We start from the raw sequence: 21174 nt of genomic DNA, 5'->3' as shown, positions 1-21174 counted from the left end.
GGCGGAATCCGCGAACGGGCCGGTAAGGGGTCAACCGTACGACCACTAGTGACATGAAGGGATTCAATCCGTACGCTTCTGAATATGGATATGCACACAGTCGTGGTGGGGACGTCCGGTACCACCGCAGAGGACGTCATCGCCGTGGCCCGCGCGGGCGCCCGCGTCGAGCTCTCCGCAGCCGCCGTGAGCGCGCTTGCCGCCGCCCGCGAGATCGTGGACGCCCTGGCCGCCAAGCCCGAACCGGTCTACGGCGTCTCCACCGGCTTCGGCGCACTCGCCACCCGCCACATCAGCCCCGAGCTGCGGGCCCAGCTCCAGCGCAACATCGTCCGCTCGCACGCGGCCGGCATGGGCCCGCGCGTCGAGCGCGAGGTCGTACGGGCGCTGATGTTCCTGCGCCTGAAGACGGTCTGCTCGGGCCGCACCGGCGTACGCCCCGAGGTCGCGCAGACCATGGCCGACGTACTGAACGCCGGCATCACCCCCGTCGTGCACGAGTACGGCTCGCTCGGCTGCTCGGGCGACCTGGCGCCGCTCTCGCACTGCGCCCTGACGCTGATGGGCGAGGGTGACGCGGAGGGCCCCGACGGCATCGTGCGCCCGGCCGGCGAGCTGCTCGCCGCGCACGGCATCACCCCCGTCGAACTCCGCGAGAAGGAGGGCCTCGCCCTCCTCAACGGCACGGACGGCATGCTCGGCATGCTCGTGATGGCCCTCGCCGACCTGCGCAGCCTCTACACCTCCGCCGACATCACCGCCGCGCTGAGCCTGGAGGCGCTGCTCGGTACGGACAAGGTCCTCGCCCCGGAGCTGCACGCCATACGGCCGCACCCGGGTCAGGGCGCAAGCGCCGACAACATGCTGCGGGTGCTTGCCGGTTCCGGCCTCACCGGCCACCACCAGGACGACGCGCCGCGCGTCCAGGACGCCTACTCCGTGCGTTGCGCGCCCCAGGTCAACGGTGCCGGGCGCGACACCCTCGCGTACGCCGGGATCGTCGCCGACCGTGAGCTGGCCTCCGCCGTCGACAACCCCGTCGTCCTCCCGGACGGGCGGGTCGAGTCCAACGGCAACTTCCACGGCGCCCCGGTGGCGTACGTGCTCGACTTCCTGGCGATCGTCGCCGCCGACCTCGGCTCGATCACCGAGCGCCGCACGGACCGGCTGCTGGACAAGAACCGTTCGCACGGTCTGCCGCCGTTCCTCGCCGACGACGCCGGTGTCGACTCGGGTCTGATGATCGCCCAGTACACGCAGGCCGCCCTGGTCAGTGAGATGAAGCGGCTCGCGGTCCCGGCGTCGGCGGACTCCATCCCGTCCTCCGCCATGCAGGAGGACCACGTCTCCATGGGCTGGTCGGCGGCGCGCAAGCTCCGTACCGCCGTCGAGAACCTCGGCCGGATCGTCGCCGTCGAGCTGTACGCGGCGACCCGCGCCATCGAACTGCGCGCCGCCGAGGGGCTCACCCCGGCGCCCGCGTCCCTGGCCGCCATCGAGGCGCTGCGGGCGGCGGGCGTCGAGGGACCGGGACCGGACCGCTTCCTGTCGCCCGATCTGGCTGCGGCGGAGGCGTTCGTGCGGGGCGGGAAGCTGGTCGCGGCCGTGGAGCCGGTGACCGGAGCGCTGGCCTAGGAGGGGTGGCGCGGCCTGCTGCGCGCTTCGTCCCCCATCGCCGGACGGGCCGGAATTTCAGGCCCGTCCGGCGATCGAGGACAACGCGGTGGTGCGGCGTGTGGAATACGTGACGAAGCCCGCGCCGATTCCCAGGAACGCGGTGCCACCGATCAGATACGCAGTGGAGTCGACCCCGGTGCCGGTTTCGGCCAGTGCCGGCCCGGCCGCCTCGTCCTCGGTACTCGCGCCGGCAGGTCTGCTCGGCGCGCCGCCGGTCGCGTCGTCCGTCGCGTTCGCCGAGGGGACGAACCAGAGGGCGCACAGCAGTGTGCCCGCGGCGGTGGCGGTCAGGAGTGGGCGACGAGCTATGGCCACGGATTCGATCCCCCTTGTGACAGCCATGAGTTAGCCGTGTGCGCCGATGCTAATGAAAGCAGCGGGTCGCAGGAAAGTCGTGACTGCAGGTAGCTCTACGCTCCGGCGTATGAGCACTTCTGAGACATCACGGTTTGTTCGCCTTCGCGTCGACATGGTGCTGGAGATCACCGACGCGGAGGCCCTCAGCGGCACCGCGCTGGAGAGCATCGCGGCCGAGTACGGCGAGCCGGACGGCGAGTCCGCCGAGGAACGCATGCTGGCCGAGTCCGCGGTACGGGAAGACGGGGCGGAGGCCCTCGCCTCCCTCGTGGACCCGTTCGATCTCGTCGGCGAGGTGCCGGGGGTCGAGCTGGCCCAGGCGTCCTGGAGCAGCGAGATCGTCGACTACGACCCCGAGGACCCGGGCGACTGGGACCTCGACGACGAGGGTGAGGGCGACGAGGGGGACGACGACGTTGCGCCGTAGCGGGTGAGGAAGGCACCGGCCCCGGCCCGTTTCCGGCGGCCCGGGGCCGGTGTGTGCCGGTCCCAGGAACCACAGGTGCCACGGCTGCGTCGATGAGTGGTGTTCCCCACATCTGAGGCGGATGTGGAACGGAGGGCCCTCGCCAGGTGTTCTTGGAACATTGATGGGGATCCGTCTCGCGACGGTTCCGGCATCGACGGGAATCCGTCTCACGACGGTTCCGCTCGGGGTTATGGGGGATTCGGCAACGATGGAGAAGCGTGTGATGACGGACAGCAAGCGGCGCAAGGGCCTGATGGCCGCGTCCGCCCTGCTCGGCGGCGTACTCGTGCTCACTGCCTGCAGCGAAGGTACGGGCTCGGGCAGCGACGAGAGCTCGAAGAAGTCTCAGGCGGCGGCAGTCGACAAGGCAGCGGCCGAGGACGCGTCCCAGGCCCAGATAGCGATCTCGCCGAAGAACGGCGCGACCAACGCCAGCATCAACAACGCCGCGAAGGTCACCGTCACCAAGGGCAAGCTGACCCAGGTCACCATGATCACGTCGGCCGGCGCGAGCGTCCCCGGCACCCTGGCCGCCGACGGCACCAGCTGGCAGCCGAACGCGCAGCTCGAGCGCTCGACCACGTACAAGATCAACGCGACGGCCGAGGACACCAAGGGCCGCGAGGCGCACGAGAACGCGTCGTTCACCACCGTGTCGCCCGCCAACAGCTTCATCGGGAACTTCACCCCCGAGGACGGCTCCACGGTCGGTGTCGGCATGCCGGTCTCGATCAACTTCAACAAGCCGATCACGGACCGGAAGGCCGTCCAGGCCGGAATCACCGTGACGTCCAGCAGCGGCCAGCAGGTCGTCGGTCACTGGTTCAACTCGCAGCGTCTCGACCTGCGACCCGAGCAGTACTGGACGGGCGGCTCCACCGTCACGCTGAAGCTGGCGCTCGACGGCGTCGAGGGCGCGGACGGCGTTTACGGCGTGCAGCAGAAGACGGTCACCTTCAAGGTCGGCCGCAACCAGGTCTCGACGGTCGACGCGTCGACGCACACCATGACCGTCACCCAGGACGGCAAGACGATCAAGACGATCCCGATCTCTGCCGGTTCCCCCGACAACCCGACGTACAACGGTCAGATGGTCATCTCCGAGAAGTTCAAGGAGACCCGGATGAACGGTGCGACGGTCGGCTTCACCGACGACGACGGCAAGGGTGAGTACGACATCAAGGACGTGCCGCACGCCATGCGGCTGTCCCAGTCGGGCACCTTCATCCACGGCAACTACTGGGGTGCGCCGTCGGTCTTCGGCAGCGCCAACACCAGCCACGGCTGTGTCGGCCTCGCCGATGTGAAGGGTGCGGGCGACGACAAGCAGCCCGCCGCCTGGTTCTACAACAACTCCATGGTCGGCGACGTGGTCATCGTCAAGAACTCCCCCGACAAGACCATCACGCCCGACAACGGCCTCAACGGCTGGAACATGAGCTGGGCCGAATGGCAGGCGGACTCCGCGGCCTGACCCCGCGGGAAGTTCACGCAGCAACTTCATCACCCCGAAGTCCCGTACGTACACAGGGCGGCGGCACCCGGATCCCCCGGTGCCACCGCCCTGTGGCGTTCGTAGCCGTTCTCATCGGGATCTCATGCGGGCCTTAACTCGCCATCACGACCGGTTCATAGCCTCGCGCCATGTTCTTCACCTATCTCCGGCGCGAGCTGCGCCGCCGCAGAAAGGCGGCGCTGGTCGTCGCCTCGGGGCTCGCCCTCGGTATTGCGCTGGTCATCATCGTCAGTTCGGTCTCCTCCGGCATGAGCAAGGCCCAGGACAAGGTCCTGGAATCGCTGTACGGCCTCGGCACGGACATGACGGTGACCAAGTCCGCCGCCGCATCGGGCTCCGGCACCCAGCGGCCCCGGTTCGAGTTCGACGCCAAGGACAACGACGACGACGCGAAGCAGAGCTCGGACCGGGTCATGGTCCAGGGCTTCCAGACGCTGTCCGCCACCACCGTCGACAAGGTCGGCACGCAGGACGGCGTCGCGGACGCCGTCGGCGGACTCAGCCTGACCGTCCTGAAGGTGGACGGCCAGTTCAAGCGCGGCGAGTTCAAGCAGAACGGGACCGGTGGCACGGCCGGCCCCGGCGGCCGGGGCGGCAGCACGCAGCCGCAGGGTGAAGTCAGGGGCGGTGGCGCCTCGTTCGACGTCAACTCGTACACCGTGTACGGCACCGATGTCACCAAGCAGGACCTCGGTCCGCTGACCTCGTCGAAGATCACCAAGGGCCGTGCGTTCAAGGCCACCGAGACCGACGCGAAGGTCGCGGTCGTCGACGCCGCATACGCCAAGGAGAAGAAGCTCGCGGTCGGCAAGACCGTGACCGTCTCCGGGACCAAGTACAAGATCGTCGGCGTCTCGACGGCGGACAGCGGCGACGCGGCGGCCAACCTCTACATACCGCTGAAGCAGGCGCAGACCCTCGCCGACTCCAAGAACAAGGTCACCACGGTCTACGTCAAGGCCGCGGACTCGCAGCAGATCGACCACGTCAAGTCCGCCATCCAGAAGAACATCTCGGGCACGACGGTCACCACCTCCGCGGACCTCGCCGACACGGTCTCCGGCTCCCTTTCCACCGCGTCCGACCTGGCCTCCAGCGTCGGCAAGTGGCTGTCGATCGCCGTCCTCATCGCCGCCTTCCTGGTGGCCGGGCTGCTCACCTCCTCCGCGGTCAGCCGTCGGGTGCGGGAGTTCGGCACGCTGAAGGCGCTCGGCTGGAAGAGCGGCCGGGTCACCCGCCAGGTCGTCGGCGAGGCTCTCGTCAACGGTCTGATGGGCGGTGTCCTCGGCATCGCGGTCGGTCTCGCCGGTGCGTACGTCGTGACCGCGATCAGCCCCACGCTCACCGCGCAGCTCGGAGGCTCGGGCGGCGGTGGTGGTGGCGGCATGCTCGGCGGCGGCATGGCAGGACCCGGCCGGCAGGCCGCGGCCAAGTCCCTCGACATCGCGCTGACCGCACCGGTCTCCCTCTCCATCATCCTGATCGCCGTCGCGCTGGCCGTGGCGGGCGGGCTGATCGCGGGTGCCTTCGGCGGCTGGCGGGCCTCCCGGCTGCGTCCCGCGGATGCGCTGCGCCGCGTCGAATAGCCCGTCCGGGCGTCCCACCCCCTCTGTTCCAGCAGGAGTTGACCCATGTACACCCTCAGAGACGTCACCAAGCGCTATACCCGCGGCAAGTCCACCGTCAATGCGCTCGCCGGTGTCGATCTGACCATCGAGGACGGCGGCCGGCTCGTCATCCAGGGCCCCACCGGCGGCGGCAAGTCCACACTGCTGCAGATGCTCGGCGGCCTCGACCGTCCCACGAGCGGCAGCGTCGAACTCGACGGTGTGGACCTCGCGAAGCTCAGCGAGGCCAAGCTCACCAAGGTGCGCGCGCAGAACATCGGCTTCGTCTTCCAGAGCTTCAACCTCATCCCGACGCTGACTGCGCAGGAGAACGTCGAAACGGCGCTCGTCCCGCTCGGCGGCAAGGCGTCGGAGCGGCGCAGGCAGGCCGCGGAGGCACTGGAATCCGTCGGACTCGGTGAGCGGCTCGGACACCTCCCCGGCGAGATGTCCGGTGGCCAGCAGCAGCGCGTGGCGATCGCACGGGCCCTGGTCAAGCGGCCCAAGGTGCTGCTCGCCGACGAGCCGACCGGCAACCTCGACGAGTCCATGCGCGACGAGGTCATGGAGGTGCTGGAGACGATGTGGAAGGAGCACGGGCTGACCTTCATCATGGTCACCCACGACAGCGCGATCGCCCGCAGGGCGCCGCGGCTGGCGACCATCCGCAAGGGCCGCGTCACGGTCACGGAGAACGCGGCGGCCTGACGTAGGCCCCATCGGCCTCCCCGGCGCGGGGCGGCGGCCACGGAATCGACTCCGTCGCCGCCGCCCCGCGCCCCCGTTCGTTCATCGCACTAATCTCACACCCATGACCGCTGCCATCACCGCCATGATCACCGCAGTCGTCGGCGTGCTGGGCACCCTGTTCGCCCCGATGCTCGCCCAGCGGCTGACCGCGCGGCAGCGCGCCGACGAGGCCGAACTTGCCGACAAGCGGCGGAGGTTCGAGGAGCGACGCGCCCAGTACACGGCCATGAACCGGGCCTCCCGGCAGTTCCACACCCTCCTCAAGGACGCCCTCCACCGGATCAGGGACCGCGTCTACACCGAGCAGGAACGCGCCCAGCTCGAAGAGGCCCGCCTCGACCACCGCGACCGCTACGCCGAGGCGCAGATGATCGTCCCCGAGCGGATCCTGCAGGCGTCCCGCGACCTCAACCGGGTACTCGCGACCAGTGACGCGGCCATCAAACGCCTGGACCGCGGCCTGGCCCGCGACGGCGAGAGCGTCGAAAGGGTCCTGGAGAAACTCAAGGCGGCGGACCCGCACCTCGACACCATGCGGAAACTGATGCGGGAGGACCTGGGCATCAACGACTGAGCCCCCTACCTCTCAGGTAATCGACGGTCCCTACGCCCGCGGGCAGCATGGTGCACACCGGCTGACGGAACCACCGCAGCACGCAGATCCGGAGGGCGACACCATGACCGCGTACGCCATAGGCCACCTGCACCCCGCCGCCCACCCCGGCGAGGAGGTTCTCACGTACATCGAACGCATCCAGTCGACCATGGACCCGTTCGGCGGCCGGTTCCTCGTCCATGGCACCCAGGTCGAGGTCGTCGAGGGCGACTGGCCGGGCGCGCTCGTCATCATCGGCTTCCCCGACCTGGCGGCCGCCCGCGGCTGGTACGAGTCGGCCGCCTACCAGGAGCTGCTGCCGCTGCGGACGCGGAACATGGCGGGCGACGTGGTGCTCGTCGAGGGTGTCGGACCGGAGTACGACGCGTCGGCGACCGCGGCCGCGATGCGGGCGGCGGCCCCGCCGGTCATCGGCTGACGACGGCCGGCCCGGAGCCCGTACGGTCCGCAGCTCGGCCCCCCGCGCGAACGTGACACCTACTCGCTCATCCGTCGTGTTCTGCCGCTTCATCCGCCCGAGGCCGGGGGTGGTGCGGCTTCCCGGGCGCCGGCTTGTGCCGAAAGGTTTCCGCCAGGCCGGTGTTCGCGACCATCACGACGGCGAGCGCCACCGCGGCCGCCGGGTGGCCGACCCGATAAAGCCCGAAGGCGCCGCCGCCCAGCACCACGGCTTTGACCGCGAGGACGCCCGCCAGCGGCAGCCGGATCCGGGCGCGTGGCGCGGCGAAGAGCCCCCACAGGGCGACGGCGAGCGCGGGGATTGCGAAGGCCAGCAGCAGTTTCAGGGTCGGACTGTCGCCACCGGCGTGGAAGCCCCACCAGGACAGACAGGCCAGCGCCGCCAACTCCATTACGAACGCAAGGACTTCGTTGGCCGCCCACCAGGGGCGCCCGGTCAGAGCAGGGATCCCCCTGTCGTCCGTGCGGTACTCGCGCATCGGTGCCCCCTCGGCGTCCACGTCTGCGAGCGTACCGGCCCGCCTTCGCCGAGGTCGCCCGGCCGTCGCGGCGGGAACGGCGGACCGAGCGCGCACCGGTCCGCCGGGCAACCGGGGGCGAGTTCAGCCGATGCGGGCGCAGAGGTCGTCACTCGTGCCGTGCGCCATGGCCACGGTCTTGTAGCCGGTGGCGCTGATGTTCATGGTGTACGCACCGTCGATGGTGTAGAGGCCGCGCGGCAGGGTGCCCGCGTTCTCCCCGAATCCCACCAGCACGGGGCCGCGCACGGACCAGAACTGGGAACCGTCGGTGCGGTATTCGACAATGGCCCGGCCGCTGACGTCCGCGTCGTAGAAGGCGCCGGTGTCGGTGTTCGTGACCCGTACGACCAGGTCGCCCTTGTAGGTGACCCGCTTCGCGGAGCCGTCGGGATTGGTGTCGAGCACATGCCGTACGACCTCATCGACGACGGGTTCACCGTGAACGGGGAAGTCGCACCGGAGCCCGGCGGGAACGTCCCACGGCTTCGACGGTGTCGGTTCCCAGCCCTTGCCCACACCGGCACCGGTGTCGCTGTCGGCGGACGCGGCGGGCACCGCGCCGAGGAGCACAGTGGCAAGTGCCGACAGAGCAACGACGGTTCGTCGCATGGTTTCTCCCTGCTGAAGTGAGGCTCGAAAACGATCCGGTCCTCAGCCTCACCCCGGCCGCTGACCAGATTCTCACCACCTCCACTGCAGCCGGGGAGCGCTCCCGGCTAGGCTCACGCCCGCCATGGAGTTCCAACTGCTCGGTCCGTTCGAGGCCCGCCATGAGGGCCGGCCCGTCCTGGTGGGCAGCCGCCGCCAGGAGCGGTGCCTGCTGTCGATCCTCCTGCTGCAGGCGGGCCAGGTCGTGACGACCGCACGCCTCATCGATCTGCTGTGGAACGGCGCTGCGCCCCCCTCGGCCCGCGGCACCGTCCACACCTACATCGGCAGGCTGCGAGCCCGCCTCACACCGCATGGGCTGTACGTCGAGACCCGGCACGACGGCTACACCGTGGATCCCGGCGCCCATGTGATCGACGCGCAGGAGTTCCTCACCCTCGTCCGGCAGGCCGCCGTCACCGGCGATCCCGGGGAGCGGGTGCGCCGCTACGACCAGGCGCTGGGGCTCTGGCGTGGCCCGCTGCTCGCCGACGTGGTCGACGACGAGCTGCGCGACCGGCTCGGCGGCCGGCTGGGTGAGCTGCGCCTGTCCGCTCTGGAGCAGCGGGCCGAGGCCCAGCTCACCATGGGGCTGCACGAACGGGTCGTGGCGGATCTGACGCCACTGGCCCAGGAACTTCCGGGGCGTGAACGGCTCGTCGTCGCCCAGATGACCGCCCTGTACCGCAGCGGCCGCCAGGCCGATGCCCTCCAGCTCTACCGGCATACGCGTCAGGTGCTGGTGACCGAGCTGGGCATCGAGCCGGGCACCGAGCTGATGACGCTGCACGACCGGATCCTGCAGGGTGACCCCCGGCTGGACCGGCCGGCCGCGCCCCTGTACGCGGTGCGGGTCGGCGAGGAGTGGCTGCCGTGGAGCACGAGCGGGCATCCGGCGCTGGAATTCTGCAACACCTACGCAGGCTGGGGCGGCCCCGGTCTGCCCGGCTCGGACTGGCTGCGCAGTTACTCCACACTCGCCGTGTGGGCCGGTCACATGGACCTGGCGGAGGACCATCTCGTCGCCCGACTGCTCAAGCAGGCGCAACAGCACCCCGACGAGGCCACCGCCGCCCTGGACGAGGCCCGCGGGTTCCGTACGAACCTGTACGCCTGCCTGACCGATCCGGAGGACGCCCGCGCCTTCAAGGCGGTGGCAGGCCTCGCGCAGGACGCCGCCAGGACATCCGTGTTCACGCGGGGCGAGGACGGCCTGGCACATTGGCGCCTGTCCCCCGCCGCCGGCTTGCGGCTGCCCGTCCTCGCCACGGCCCGCAGCGCCGCGGAACTGCTCGCTGATCCGCGACGCCTCACGATCCGCACCTGCCCCAGCGAGGACTGCGGCTGGCTGTTCCTCGACCAGGGCGGTCGGCGACGGTGGTGCAGCCTGGCCACCTGCGGCAGCAGACGTCAGCAGGCCGTCGGCGCGTAGCGCCGTGGCAGGGGCTCTGCCCGTCCCGTCGGGTGGGAAGTGTCAGCCGCTCTTCGCCACGCCCATGGGGCAGCTCACGCCCGTCCCGCCGAGCCTCTTGTCCAGGTACCGCTGGTGCTGAGGGCAACACGGCGGTGCGCTCCTCGCGGCGGACCGACGACCCCGGGGCCGGTCGGACGGGCACGGAATCGCTTGGAACCCTCGCGCGTTGCAGCAAGTGGACATGGGATGCCGGTGGTGTGTGAACCGAGCAGCCCGAGTGAGTGAGCTGACACAATTTGGAGGACTGCAATGGCGGCGCAGACGCAGAGGGCCGTGCTGGCGGGCGGATGCTTCTGGGGGATGCAGGACCTGATCCGCCGGCAGCCGGGCGTGAGCGCGACTCGGGTCGGATACACCGGCGGTGACGTGCCGAACGCGACGTACCGTAACCATGGCACGCACGCGGAGGCCATTGAGATCCTTTTCGACCCCGAGACGACCGACTTCCGCGCGATCCTGGAGTTGTTCTTCCAGATCCACGACCCGAGCACCAAGAACCGTCAGGGCAACGACATCGGCCTCAGCTACCGCTCGGCGATCTATTACGTGGATGACGAGCAGAAGCGGATCGCCGAGGACACGATCGCGGATGTGGACGCCTCCGGACTGTGGCCGGGCAAGGTCGTCACCGAGGTCGAGCCGGTCGGCCCCTTCTGGGAGGCCGAGCCCGAGCACCAGGACTACCTGGAGCGTTACCCGGAGGGTTACACCTGCCACTTCCCGCGTCCGGGATGGCGGCTGCCCGCCCGCGCGGAGGGCTGACCGCGAGAGGCGGCCCGGCGTCGGGCGCAGCCGACCGGGCGGAAGTTCTGAGGCCGGGCCGTGCTTGTGCCCCGCCGTGGACGAAGAGGGTGCCGGCGGCGGGACACTGTGGGGGCGCCGGGGGTTCCGGCGCCCCCACAGTGTCCGTACCGGTCAGTTCCCGCCCGCGGCCAGGACCTGCGCGGCGCAGAAGTCGCGGGACTGGACGTAGCGCGCCTTCGGGTCCCCGGAGTACGTCCACGGGGCGCTGTCGATGTAGCCGTCGATCGCGCGGTACTGCTCCAGCGCCGCTTCGTACCGGTCCTGCCAGTACAGCAGCCAGGCGAGCAGATGGCGGACCCGGACGATCCGCCGGTCCTCGGGGTCGGCGGCCGCGGCGGCGGCCACGTCGATCAGGCAGGCGTCGACCGCGGCGATCAGCTCGGGGCTCTTGTAGAACACGTCCGGGTCCAGATCCTGCTCCGCCGACTCCTGCTCGAAGGCGGCGTAGAGCGGGAGGAGGGAGAGCAGCCGGCCGGGGCTGCCCTTCTGCGCAGCTTCGCGCGCGAAACGCTCGGCGAGCTCGTGCGAACCGCGCCACTTGCGGCACCAGTACTGGAGGGCCGAAGTATGAGCCGCGAGGTGGTGGGCGTCGCGCTTCTCGACCTCGGCCCACAGCGCGCGGAAGTCGTCATGCCCGTAGCCGAGGCCGAGGGCGCAGGAGATCTCGGCGATGAACGGGCCCGGGTCGTCGCCGGCCAGCTCCTGGGCCTCGTGGCAGGCCTCCCGGGCCTGGGCCATCATCCGGTGGAAGCCGGCGAACTGCTCCTGCGTCGTGTACTTCGCCTGCTTCGCGCCACGGATGTCCGCGGCGACGCTGATCAGCGCGCCGGCGTGCACGAAGGCCGCTCCCGCGTCCTTGGGCTGCGCGGTGCGCCAGGCCAGCAGCCAGGTGTCGTCGGCCGCGGCCTCGTCCTGGAGGACGCCGGCACGCCGGTAGCGCTCCTGCCAGTCCCGGCCCGCGTCGGCGAGGAAGTCGGCGCCCGCCTGCCAGTTCCCGGACCGGACGGTGGCGCGTATCTCCTCGTCGCGCGGGTCGGGGGCGGCAGCGTGCGCGGTGTCGAGCTCGTCGGCCGGTACGAGGCCGAGCTCCGCGGCGGCCTTCGCCGGGCCGGACTTCCGGTTGCGGCGCGTACGGGGCGCCGAGGGTGCGGCGCCGGATGCGCCTTCCACGAACTCCGTCGTCTTCTTCCGCGCCTTCAGCCAGAAGTACACGCCGAGAGCGATCGCCAGCAGGGGTATCAGTCGTGCCACGGGGGTTCCGGTCCAATCCAGAAAGGTGAGCTCGGGGAGGGATAGAGGGTGGGGGCGGAGGCGGGCTAGGGGGCGAGCAGTTTGCGCAGCGGTTCGGTGTCCGGCACGTCCGCCACCGCCGCGTCCAGCGCCGCCGGGAGCGTCTCCTCGTACCCTTCGGGCAGCTTCAGTGTCGCGGAGTCGGTCCAGGACAGCTGCCAGCGGGCCCGCCCCTGCCGTACGAAGTCGCCGCCGGTCAGCTGCAGCAGTCCGGCGCGCAGCCGGGGCCTGGCGAACTCGCGGGCCGCGCGGCCGGTCGCGGCGCGGGCCTCGTCGGACTTGGGGAGGCGGTCGGCGATCTGCCACAGCGCACCCGCGTCGATCGCGTCGAGTGTGGCAGTCAGCGAGCCGTCGCTGCCGGTCACCTCGCCGACCACCGCGCTGAACCCCTTCGCCGACTGCTCGGCGTACACCGTCATCGACTCGTGCACCAGCTCCGGCCAGTCGACCCGGCGCAGCCGCAGTGCCTCCGGGGTCAGCACCGACTCCTCGACGGCGGCGAGCGTCCGCTCGGCGTCGGCGAGCAGGCCCAGCGACGGCTCCACGGGCTCCGAAGCGCGCCCGTCGTCCGGCAGTGCCTCGATCCGGGCGACGCGCTCCGCGATCGGCGGGTGCGAGTCGTAAGGGGAGGACGGCTCGGACGGCAGGGAGCCGCGCATCTCGTCCAGCTCGTCCTTGCGGGCGGCCAGCAGGTGCCGTACGCCGCCGAAGACCTGGCCGGGCGGCGGCAGCATCCCGGCATCGACGCCGAGCGTGGCGTACGCGTTCATGTAGAAGCCGTGGGCGGCGTCGAGCGCCGGGAGCTCGCGCAGCGCGGACGCGGTCGCGTCACGGCCAGCGATCCTGGCCGCGGCGACATCGGCGGCGAGCTCCTCACGGCGGGCTCCGGAGAGCGTGGCACGGATGTAGAACTTCGCGTACGCCGTGTAGACCGCCGCCATCGCGCGGTACGAGAGACCCGCACCGCCGGTGTCGATCTCCTTGGCCTTCTTGCCCTTGGCAACGGCCTTCGCCGCCTTCTTCTCCTGGCGCGCCTGCTCCTTGGCGACGGTCCGGCCCGCCCGCTCCTGGAAGTGGGCGATGGTGCGGACCACCTGGATGCGACCGCGTGCGGTGATCGCGGAGAGGCGGGTGTCGGAGTTGCCGTAATGGCCCATCTCATGGGCGAGCACGGAGCGCAGCTGGGCCTCGGACAGTCCGGCCATCAGCGGCAGGCCGAGGTAGAGCCGGCGCCTGCCGCCGACCAGGCCGAGGAACCTGGCGTCCTCGCTGACCGCGGCGTTCACATCGCCGTTGAGCACGATCTCGTCGGGGGCACGGGTGCCGACCTGCTGGGCGATGTCGCGGACGGCGGCCCAGAGCCGGGGCTCCCGGGTGTCGTCGACCGGCAGCCCGGTCGGGCCGTCGTCCTTCGGCGTACGCAGCATGAACATGCCCCGCACGATCGGGATCGCCAGCACGACGCTGAGGATGAACAGTTTCGCGGCGACGCTGCCCGTCGTCCACGTGAACGCGGCCCAGTCCAGGGCGCCGAGGGCGGCGAGCAGGACGAGGCTCAGCAGATAGAAGCCGGCAAGCAGGACAAGAGCGCGGGCGGCGCGCAGAGTTGGGCCCATCGGGCAGATCCCCCACAGGAACTGGGCTGGTGACAGCGGTACGGCAAGGGTGGTGTGGGGGGAACCGGAGTATGACCTACCGCAGGTCGGCGCGGCAACGTGGTCCGTGAGCGGCCCGAAACCAGCGGCGGAACAATCACCGCACAGGGGCTGAACAGGCACGGAGCCGCCCCGCGGCTACCTCGGCAGAGTCGCCGGACTGCCGCCGTTCGCCTCGTACCCGGCTACCGCGAGCGCCCGGTACACCGTGTACTCGGCGGCCGGGTCGGAGTTCTGCGTCCACGGCAGCGCGCCCACATGCCCGTCGATGTGGACGAGTTGGTTCATCGCCTCCGACCAGCGCTCCATCCGCACCAGGAACAGCACCAGCAGATGCCGGACATGGGCGAGCATCGGATCGTCGGGACGCGCGGCGTGCACCGCGAACAGCGCGCCCTCGACCGCCTTCGTCACCACCAGGCTCTCGTAGAAGCCGCTGACGAGATTGACCTCGGGCAGATGCTCGTACACCGCGAACAGCGGCAGCGCGGCCAGCAGCGAGCCCTGCGGGGCGCGGGCGGCCGCCGAAACGGCGAAGCGGTCGGCCTCCTCGCGGGAGCCGTGCCACTTCTCGCACCAGAAGTGCAGCGCCGCGATGTGCGCGCCCATGTGCGCCGGGGCCCGGTCGATGATCTTCAGCCAGAGCCGGTCGAACTCCTCGTGGGAGTAGCCGAGTCCGCGGGCGACGGCCAGTTCGACGATGTACGGGACCGGGTCACCGGGCGCCAGCAGGGCCGCCTCGCCGCAGACCGTACGGGCCTCCTCCAGAATGATCCGGAAGTCGTCCGTCCCCGCGGTGGAGGACCGCCACGCCTGCTGGACCAGGAACTCGGCATGCACGGCCGCACCGCCCGCGTCCTTCGGCGACTCGGCCCGCCACGACCGCAGCCACGCACCACCGACACCCGGAGCCTGCATCAGTTCGAGCGACGCGGCGCCGGCGAACGCCTGCACCCGCTGCCACCGCACCTCGCTCTCCTTCGGCGTCCCGGCCAGCAACTGAGAGGCCGCGCGCCAGTCCTGGGTGCGCTGCACGACATCGAGAACATCGAGGAGATCCTGATCGGGGCCCGGCATCCGGACGTCCAGCTCCTCCTGGCGGACGAAGCCGTACGTGTCGGGGTCAGCGGCGTCCGGGGAACCGGGCGCGACCTGGTGGATACCGGACCTGCGGCGCAGCACGAAGGGGCCGATCACCGCGGCGAGCATGCACAGCGCGATGAGGAACCAGAGAATCTCCATACGCCCATTGTCACCGGACGGCGCAGTGGACGTGGATCACCCCTGTGACGAACTACGCTCGGGCCCCATGAGCGACCAGCACAGCTTCGAGACCCTCGCGATCCACGCGGGAAACACCGCCGATCCCCTCACCGGCGCCGTTGTTCCGCCCATCTATCAGGTGTCCACGTACAAGCAGGACGGCGTCGGCGGGCTCCGCGGCGGCTACGAGTACAGCCGCAGCGCCAACCCGACGCGCACCGCACTGGAGGAGAACCTTGCGGCCATCGAGGGCGGCCGCCGCGGTCTCGCCTTCGCGTCCGGGCTCGCGGCGGAGGACTGCCTGCTGCGTACGCTGCTGCACCCCGGCGCCCATGTCGTCATCCCGAACGACGCGTACGGCGGCACCTTCCGGCTCTTCGCCAAGGTGGTCAAGCGGTGGGGCGTCGACTTCTCCGTCGCGGACACCTCCGACCCGGCGGCGGTCCGGGCCGCGGTCAACGACCGTACGAAGGTCATCTGGGTGGAGACGCCGTCCAACCCGCTGCTCGGCATCACCGACATCGCGGCCGTCGCGGACGTGGCCCGCACCGCGGGTGCCCGGCTGGTCGTCGACAACACCTTCGCCAGCCCCTATCTGCAGCAGCCGATCGCGCTCGGCGCGGACGTCGTCGTGCACTCGCTGACCAAGTACATGGGCGGCCACTCGGACGTCGTCGGCGGCGCGCTGATCGCCGCGGACGCGGGGCTCGGCGAGGAACTGGCGTACCACCAGAACGCGATGGGCGCGGTCGCCGGACCGTTCGACTCCTGGCTGGTGCTGCGCGGCATCAAGACGCTGCCGGTCCGGATGGACCGGCACAGCGAGAACGCCGCCAAGGTCGCCGAGCTGCTGACCCGGCACCCCAAGGTGACCCAGGTCCTCTATCCGGGGCTGCCGGAGCACCCGGGGCACGAGATCGCCGCCAAGCAGATGAAGGCGTTCGGCGGCATGGTGTCGTTCCGCGTCGAGGGCGGCGAGGAGGCGGCGGTCGAGGTCTGCAACCGGACGAAGCTGTTCACGCTCGGCGAGTCCCTCGGCGGCGTCGAGTCCCTGGTGGAGCACCCGGGCCGGATGACGCACGCCTCGGTGGCCGGCTCGGCGCTGGAGGTGCCGGCCGACCTGGTCCGGCTGTCCGTCGGCATCGAGTCCGCGGACGACCTGCTGGCCGACCTGAAGCAGGCGCTCGGCTAGAACGTGTCCGTCCTGGGACGGTGTGGACCCCGAAGCGCCGGGCGGGCCGACTCGCTGCCCGCCCGGCGCATCGCCAGGTGATCCGCCCGGTCAGGCGTCGACCTTCTCGTCCTCGATCGACTCACGGATCTGTTGCCGCAGCTCCGGGCTCACCAGCCTTCCAGGGGTGGTGTCGTCTCGGCGGGCGGCACCTGCCACGGCTGGGTGACCACCGCCCACACCATGAACGCGGCCACCGCCACGAACAGCACCGTCAGCGCCAGCGCGCGGGCCGCCCGGTGGCGGCGCAGCATGCGGCCGCCGCGCTCCGCCGCCCGGTCCGCCAGACCGGCGGGGACCTGCGGATGCGGCCCGTCCAGCATCTGCCGGACGTGGTCCTCCCTGCGGCCGGGGCGCTTCACGGCGCGGCCCCCAGCGGCCCCGGGGTCCATCGTCCGGTCCGGCGCCGAGGGGTGGGTCCCCGCGGGTCGCCCATGGTGGCCACCGAGCGGTTGCAGATCGCCCGGACCCGGTCCACCGGAAGTCCCAGCAGCGCGGCGGTCTGCTCCTCCGCGACACCCTCGTACAGGCGCAGTACGAGGACCAGCCGTGCTTTCGGGGTCAGCGGGTCCAGCAGGCCGCCGCGCGGCCGGTGGTGCCGCCATGCCTCCCGGGCGAACCGGGAGGCCAGCTCCTGCCGGGTGCGGTTGTACGGATCCTCGCCGTGCAGCCGGTCCCAGTCCGCGTATGTACGGGCCAGCGCGGCGGTCAGCAGACGCAGCGCCCGTTCGTTGCTCCCGGGCGGCTGCGAGGGTTCGGCGGTGAGCAGCGTGGCAGTGTGCAGCAGGCGGCCGGCCGCGCCCGCCACGAAGGCCTCGAACTCCTGGGCGCGGCGCCGCTGAGGACCCGCCTGCCGCTCTCGCACCCCCACATGGCATCGCCGCCGACCACTCCTGGTCAAGGGGTCGGACGGAGCGAATGCCACCCCCGAGGCGCCGCCCGCCGCGCCGCCCGGCTCAGTCGGTCGTCGGCTGATGCGTCTGCCGTGCGGCCAGCGCCGCGTTGAACCGCGTCAGCAGCGTGCAGAACGCGTCCCGTTCCTCCGCCGTCCAGTCCTGCGTCACCTGCGACATCAGCTCCCGCCGAGATGCCCGCACCTCGTCGAGCCGGGCCTGCCCGCGCGGCGACAGCTGGAGCACGACCGCGCGGCCGTCCTCCGGGTGCGACGTGCGCTTGACCAGACCGGTGTCGACGAGCGGCGCGACCTGGCGGGTCACGGTCGAGGAGTCGATCCCCATCCCCGCGGCCAGTGCCTTGACGCCCATCGGGCCTTCCCGGTCCAACCGGTTGAGCAGCAGATAAGCGGCCCGGTCCATGGAATTGCGGACCTGGCCGACACCGCCGAGGCGGGTCTGCTCGGCACGGCGGGCGAACACGGCCACCTGGTGCTGCATAGCATCGAGAAGGTGGTCGGGACCCGGGGAATCGGGGGTGGCGCCCCCGGAAGGAGACGCAGCTGTCGTCATGTCCTGAGGGGGCATGGCCGGGGGCTCTCTTCGTGCGGTGTCGGATGGGTGGGGGACAGAGTACGCGGCCCCGGGGCAACGCGTACCAGTGCCGCACAAACCTGTGGACAACGACGCAGGACGGCGCCGCGGCGGCGTCCCGCAGGGCGTCCAGCTGCAAGACTTGCAGTCATGAACTTCCGTACGCCCCATCCGTTTCCCCCAGTGATCCTCGACGATGTCCGGGGCGCGCAGAAGATGCTCTCCGGTGTGGCCCGGGTGACCGCGATGGAGGGCAGCCGCCATCTGTCGGAGCTGGTCGGCGCGCCGGTCCACTTCAAATGCGAGAACCTGCAGCGGACCGGTTCGTTCAAGCTGCGCGGCGCGTACGTAAGGATCGCCGGACTGTCCCCGGTGGAGCGGGCGGCCGGGGTCGTCGCCGCGAGCGCCGGAAACCATGCGCAGGGTGTCGCACTCGCCTCTGCGCTGCTGGGCGTACGGGCAACGGTCTTCATGCCGATCGGGGCGCCGCTGCCGAAGGTCGCCGCGACCCGCGAGTACGGCGCGCAGGTCAGGCTGCACGGCCAGGTCGTCGACGAGACGCTCGCCGCCGCCCAGGAGTACGCCGAGGAGACCGGCGCGGTCTTCATCCACCCCTTCGACCACCCGGACATCATTGCCGGTCAGGGCACCGTCGGCCTGGAGATCCTCGAACAGTGCCCCGAGGTCCGCACGATCGTCGTCGGGATCGGCGGCGGCGGTCTCGCCGCGGGCATCGCGGTGGCGGTGAAGGCCGTCCGGCCCGACGTGCGGATCGTCGGCGTCCAGGCGGCGGGCGCGGCCTGCTACCCGCCCTCCCTGGCGGCCGGCCACCCGGTGGCGATCGACGGACTGCAGACGATGGCGGACGGCATCAAGGTGGGGCGCCCGGGCGACGTGCCGTTCGGGCTCGTCCAGGAGCTGGTCGACGAGGTCCGTACGGTCTCCGAGGCCGAGCTGTCCAGCGCGCTGCTGCTCTGCCTGGAGCGGGCGAAACTAGTGGTGGAACCGGCCGGGGCGAGCCCCGTCGCGGCGCTGCTGAGCGACCCCCGGTCGTTCCGGGGGCCGGTGGTCGCGCTGCTGTCGGGCGGCAATGTGGACCCGCTGCTGATGCAGCGCATCCTGACCCACGGCATGGCGTCGGCCGGCCGTTACCTGAGCCTGCGGGTGCGGCTCACGGACCGCCCGGGCGCGCTGGCCGCCCTGCTCGCCTCGCTGTCCGTCGCGGACGCCAACGTCCTCGACATCGGCCATGTACGGACCGATCCGCGGCTCGGTCTCACCGAGGTGGAGGTCGAGCTGCACCTGGAGACCAAGGGGCCGGCCCACTGCGAGGAGGTCACCGCGGCGCTCCGGCAGGCGGGGTACGAGGTGACGGGCTGACACGCGGGCCCCTCGGTGTGCGCGTTCACCCGGCGGCGCAAGGCGCACAATCCTAGGATCTGTGAGGGAAGTCACCCGAACGCTCTGGGGGAATCCGTATGCCAGGCGCCATCCATGCCGAAGGCCTGGTGAAGACCTTCGGCGATGTACGAGCACTCGGCGGTGTTGATCTCGACGTGCCGGAAGGCACGGTCCTGGGCCTCCTCGGCCCCAACGGGGCCGGCAAGACGACCGCCGTACGTGTCCTGACGACTCTGCTCCGGCCGGACAGCGGCAGGGCGGTCGTGGCGGGCATCGACGTACTGAAGAGACCCGACGACGTCCGCCGCTCGATCGGGCTCTCCGGCCAGTTCGCCGCGGTCGACGAGTATCTGACCGGCCGCGAGAACCTGCAGATGGTCGGTCAGCTCTACCAGATGAGCCGGCGCGACGCGAAGGCCCGGGCGGGGCAGCTGCTGGAACGGTTCAACCTCGCCGACGCGGCCGACCGGCCGACGAAGACGTACTCCGGAGGGATGCGCCGCCGCCTCGACCTGGCGGCGGCGCTCGTCGTCTCCCCGCCGGTGATGTTCATGGACGAGCCGACGACCGGCCTCGACCCGCGCAACCGGCAGCAGCTGTGGGAGGTCATCGAGGAACTCGTCGCAGGCGGCACGACGCTCCTGCTGACCACCCAGTACCTGGAGGAGGCCGACCGCCTGGCGCACGACATCTGCGTCATCGACCACGGCCTCGTCATCGCCCGCGGCACCTCCGACCAGCTCAAGGCCCAGACCGGCGGTGAGCGCGTCGAGGTCGTCGTCCACCAGCCCGACCAGATCGACCCGGCCCGGGCCGTCCTCGCCCACCTGGGCAAGGGCGAGGTCACCCTCACCCAGCACACCCGCAAACTGACCGTCCCGGTCTCCGGCGGCGCCAAACTGCTCGCCGAGATCATCCGGGACCTCGACTCCCGAGGGGTCGAGATCGACGACATCGGTCTGCGCCGCCCGACCCTCGACGACGTGTTCCTCTCGCTCACCGGTCATGTGGCCGAGCTGACGGAGACCGACGACAACGGGACCGTCCCCCGCGGACGCGGGGCGCAGACCGGCCGGAAGGCCGGACAGGAGGCCGCGAAATGACTGCCACGACGGAAACGCTGCACATCGCTGCCCCCCGCCCGGGCGGCTCCCTGGGCCGGTCGGTCCGCGACTCCCTCGTCGTCGCCCGGCGCAACCTGATCAGGATGACCCGGATCCCCGAGATGGTCATCTTCGGGCTGATCCAGCCGATCATGTTCGTGGTGCTGTTCAGCTACGTCTTCGGCGGCTCGATGATGATCGGCGGTTCCACCAGCCCCGCCGACTACCGCAACTTCCTGATGGCGGGCATCTTCGCCCAGACCGTGACCTTCGCCACCGCCGGCGCCGGTATCGCGGACGACATGCACAAGGGCCTCATCGACCGGTTCCGCTCGCTGCCCATGGCGCGCGGTGCGGTGCTCACCGGCCGTACGCTCGCCGACCTCGTCCAGACGACGCTCACCCTGGTCGTCCTCGCGGTCGTCGCCCTGCTGGTCGGCTGGCGCACCGAGGAGAACGCCGGCAAGGTGCTCGGCGGCTTCGCGCTGCTGCTCCTGCTGGGCTACGCCTTCTCCTGGATCGGGGCACTGATCGGTCTCTCGGTCCGCACCCCCGAAGCGGCCACCTCGGGCGGCCTCATCTGGCTCTTCCCGGTCACGTTCATTTCGAACGCCTTCGTGCCCACCGAGAACATGGCGAGCTGGCTCCAGCCGATCGCCGAATGGAACCCGTTCAGCGCGACCGTGCAGGCCTGCCGCGAGCTCTTCGGGAACCCGGGCGTCTCACCGTCCGACGCCTGGCCGATGGAACATCCCGTCTGGGCCTCGCTGATCTGGTCCGTGCTGATCATCGCGGTCTTCCGGACGCTGGCGGTCCGCAAGTACCGCTCGGCGGCCGCCTGAGGGC

The 21174-nt window shown here is 70.9% G+C and carries 22 protein-coding genes; 13 read left to right on the top strand and 9 right to left on the bottom strand.

The annotated features are described in order from the left end of the window. The first annotated feature begins 84 nt into the window (after positions 1-84). The gene (gene hutH, locus OHA88_RS19880) at positions 85-1635 is read left to right on the top strand and encodes a histidine ammonia-lyase (protein ID WP_328626527.1); all 1551 of its coding nucleotides are present in this window, start codon (positions 85-87) and stop codon (positions 1633-1635) included. A gap of 57 nt (positions 1636-1692) precedes the next feature. Here the strand turns inward: hutH and OHA88_RS19875 are convergent, their stop codons facing one another. Beyond that, the gene (locus OHA88_RS19875) at positions 1693-1992 is read right to left on the bottom strand and encodes a hypothetical protein (protein WP_328626526.1); all 300 of its coding nucleotides are present in this window, start codon (positions 1990-1992) and stop codon (positions 1693-1695) included. Positions 1993-2101: 109 nt separating this feature from the next. Between OHA88_RS19875 and OHA88_RS19870 the strand changes: the two genes are divergently transcribed. From OHA88_RS19870 to OHA88_RS19845, 6 genes are all read left to right on the top strand, one after another. Then, on the top strand, positions 2102-2461 hold the full coding sequence (locus tag OHA88_RS19870) for a hypothetical protein (RefSeq protein WP_328626525.1): 360 nt from the start codon (positions 2102-2104) through the stop codon (positions 2459-2461). 250 nt (positions 2462-2711) lie between these two features. Further along, entirely contained in the window at positions 2712-3977 is a 1266-nt protein-coding gene (locus tag OHA88_RS19865; RefSeq protein ID WP_328626524.1) for a L,D-transpeptidase, read from the top strand. A gap of 170 nt (positions 3978-4147) precedes the next feature. After that, a complete protein-coding gene (locus tag OHA88_RS19860) occupies positions 4148-5605 on the top strand; it encodes an ABC transporter permease (protein ID WP_328626523.1) in 1458 nt (485 codons plus the stop codon). A gap of 45 nt (positions 5606-5650) precedes the next feature. Next, on the top strand, positions 5651-6334 hold the full coding sequence (locus OHA88_RS19855; RefSeq protein WP_030914729.1) for an ABC transporter ATP-binding protein: 684 nt from the start codon (positions 5651-5653) through the stop codon (positions 6332-6334). A 103-nt stretch (positions 6335-6437) separates the two neighbouring features. Next, the gene (locus OHA88_RS19850) at positions 6438-6950 is read left to right on the top strand and encodes a hypothetical protein (RefSeq protein WP_328626522.1); all 513 of its coding nucleotides are present in this window, start codon (positions 6438-6440) and stop codon (positions 6948-6950) included. A gap of 103 nt (positions 6951-7053) precedes the next feature. Then, positions 7054-7410: a DUF1330 domain-containing protein gene (locus tag OHA88_RS19845; RefSeq protein WP_328626521.1), complete on the top strand. Its 357-nt coding sequence runs from the start codon at positions 7054-7056 to the stop codon at positions 7408-7410. 67 nt (positions 7411-7477) lie between these two features. Here OHA88_RS19845 and OHA88_RS19840 read toward each other — a convergent pair whose 3' ends face one another. Together OHA88_RS19840 and OHA88_RS19835 are read right to left on the bottom strand one after the other, a co-directional pair. Beyond that, entirely contained in the window at positions 7478-7891 is a 414-nt protein-coding gene (locus OHA88_RS19840) for a YrdB family protein (RefSeq protein ID WP_328629739.1), read from the bottom strand. Between the two features lie 162 nt (positions 7892-8053). Further along, on the bottom strand, positions 8054-8581 hold the full coding sequence (locus OHA88_RS19835; protein WP_328626520.1) for a hypothetical protein: 528 nt from the start codon (positions 8579-8581) through the stop codon (positions 8054-8056). Between the two features lie 124 nt (positions 8582-8705). Here OHA88_RS19835 and OHA88_RS19830 point away from each other — a divergent pair, with 124 nt between their 5' ends. Both OHA88_RS19830 and msrA read left to right on the top strand, forming a co-directional pair. After that, positions 8706-10052, top strand: coding sequence for a BTAD domain-containing putative transcriptional regulator (locus OHA88_RS19830; protein WP_328626519.1), 1347 nt, complete (start codon positions 8706-8708; stop codon positions 10050-10052). A gap of 291 nt (positions 10053-10343) precedes the next feature. Beyond that, positions 10344-10856 (top strand): peptide-methionine (S)-S-oxide reductase MsrA, encoded by a 513-nt coding sequence (gene msrA, locus OHA88_RS19825; protein WP_328626518.1) that lies wholly within the window; start codon positions 10344-10346, stop codon positions 10854-10856. Between the two features lie 153 nt (positions 10857-11009). Here msrA and OHA88_RS19820 read toward each other — a convergent pair whose 3' ends face one another. The 3 genes from OHA88_RS19820 to OHA88_RS19810 all read right to left on the bottom strand — a co-directional run bounded on the left by OHA88_RS19820 (position 11010) and on the right by OHA88_RS19810 (position 15085). Beyond that, positions 11010-12149: a hypothetical protein gene (locus OHA88_RS19820; protein WP_328626517.1), complete on the bottom strand. Its 1140-nt coding sequence runs from the start codon at positions 12147-12149 to the stop codon at positions 11010-11012. Between the two features lie 65 nt (positions 12150-12214). Then, positions 12215-13804, bottom strand: a complete 1590-nt coding sequence (locus OHA88_RS19815) for a M48 family metallopeptidase (RefSeq protein WP_328626516.1) — start codon at positions 13802-13804, stop codon at positions 12215-12217. A 177-nt stretch (positions 13805-13981) separates the two neighbouring features. After that, positions 13982-15085 carry a hypothetical protein gene (locus tag OHA88_RS19810; RefSeq protein WP_328626515.1) on the bottom strand — a complete coding sequence of 368 codons (1104 nt, stop codon included), beginning with the start codon at positions 15083-15085 and terminating at the stop codon, positions 13982-13984. Positions 15086-15152: 67 nt separating this feature from the next. Here OHA88_RS19810 and OHA88_RS19805 point away from each other — a divergent pair, with 67 nt between their 5' ends. Next, on the top strand, positions 15153-16298 hold the full coding sequence (locus OHA88_RS19805; RefSeq protein ID WP_328626514.1) for a cystathionine gamma-synthase: 1146 nt from the start codon (positions 15153-15155) through the stop codon (positions 16296-16298). 149 nt (positions 16299-16447) lie between these two features. On the opposite strand, the gene OHA88_RS19800 is transcribed toward OHA88_RS19805, so the two are convergent. From OHA88_RS19800 to OHA88_RS19790, 3 genes are all read right to left on the bottom strand, one after another. Beyond that, a complete protein-coding gene (locus tag OHA88_RS19800) occupies positions 16448-16699 on the bottom strand; it encodes a hypothetical protein (RefSeq protein WP_267002610.1) in 252 nt (83 codons plus the stop codon). Continuing rightward, entirely contained in the window at positions 16696-17202 is a 507-nt protein-coding gene (locus tag OHA88_RS19795; protein WP_267002608.1) for a sigma factor-like helix-turn-helix DNA-binding protein, read from the bottom strand. The genes OHA88_RS19800 and OHA88_RS19795 overlap by 4 nt, the downstream gene beginning before the upstream one ends. A gap of 91 nt (positions 17203-17293) precedes the next feature. Next, positions 17294-17818, bottom strand: coding sequence for a MarR family winged helix-turn-helix transcriptional regulator (locus OHA88_RS19790; RefSeq protein WP_328626513.1), 525 nt, complete (start codon positions 17816-17818; stop codon positions 17294-17296). Between the two features lie 156 nt (positions 17819-17974). Here OHA88_RS19790 and ilvA point away from each other — a divergent pair, with 156 nt between their 5' ends. The 3 genes from ilvA to OHA88_RS19775 all read left to right on the top strand — a co-directional run bounded on the left by ilvA (position 17975) and on the right by OHA88_RS19775 (position 21170). After that, a complete protein-coding gene (gene ilvA, locus OHA88_RS19785) occupies positions 17975-19204 on the top strand; it encodes a threonine ammonia-lyase (RefSeq protein WP_328626512.1) in 1230 nt (409 codons plus the stop codon). A 98-nt stretch (positions 19205-19302) separates the two neighbouring features. After that, positions 19303-20328 carry an ATP-binding cassette domain-containing protein gene (locus tag OHA88_RS19780; protein ID WP_267002602.1) on the top strand — a complete coding sequence of 342 codons (1026 nt, stop codon included), beginning with the start codon at positions 19303-19305 and terminating at the stop codon, positions 20326-20328. Further along, entirely contained in the window at positions 20325-21170 is an 846-nt protein-coding gene (locus tag OHA88_RS19775) for an ABC transporter permease (RefSeq protein WP_328626511.1), read from the top strand. The genes OHA88_RS19780 and OHA88_RS19775 overlap by 4 nt, the downstream gene beginning before the upstream one ends. The last annotated feature ends 4 nt before the right edge of the window (positions 21171-21174 follow it).

The sequence above is a fragment of the Streptomyces sp. NBC_00353 genome, assembly GCF_036108815.1.
In the GTDB taxonomy this organism is placed as follows: Bacteria; Actinomycetota; Actinomycetes; order Streptomycetales; family Streptomycetaceae; genus Streptomyces.
The sequence above is the reverse complement of the archived record's forward strand: the minus strand, read 5'-3'. Positions and strand labels throughout refer to the sequence as shown.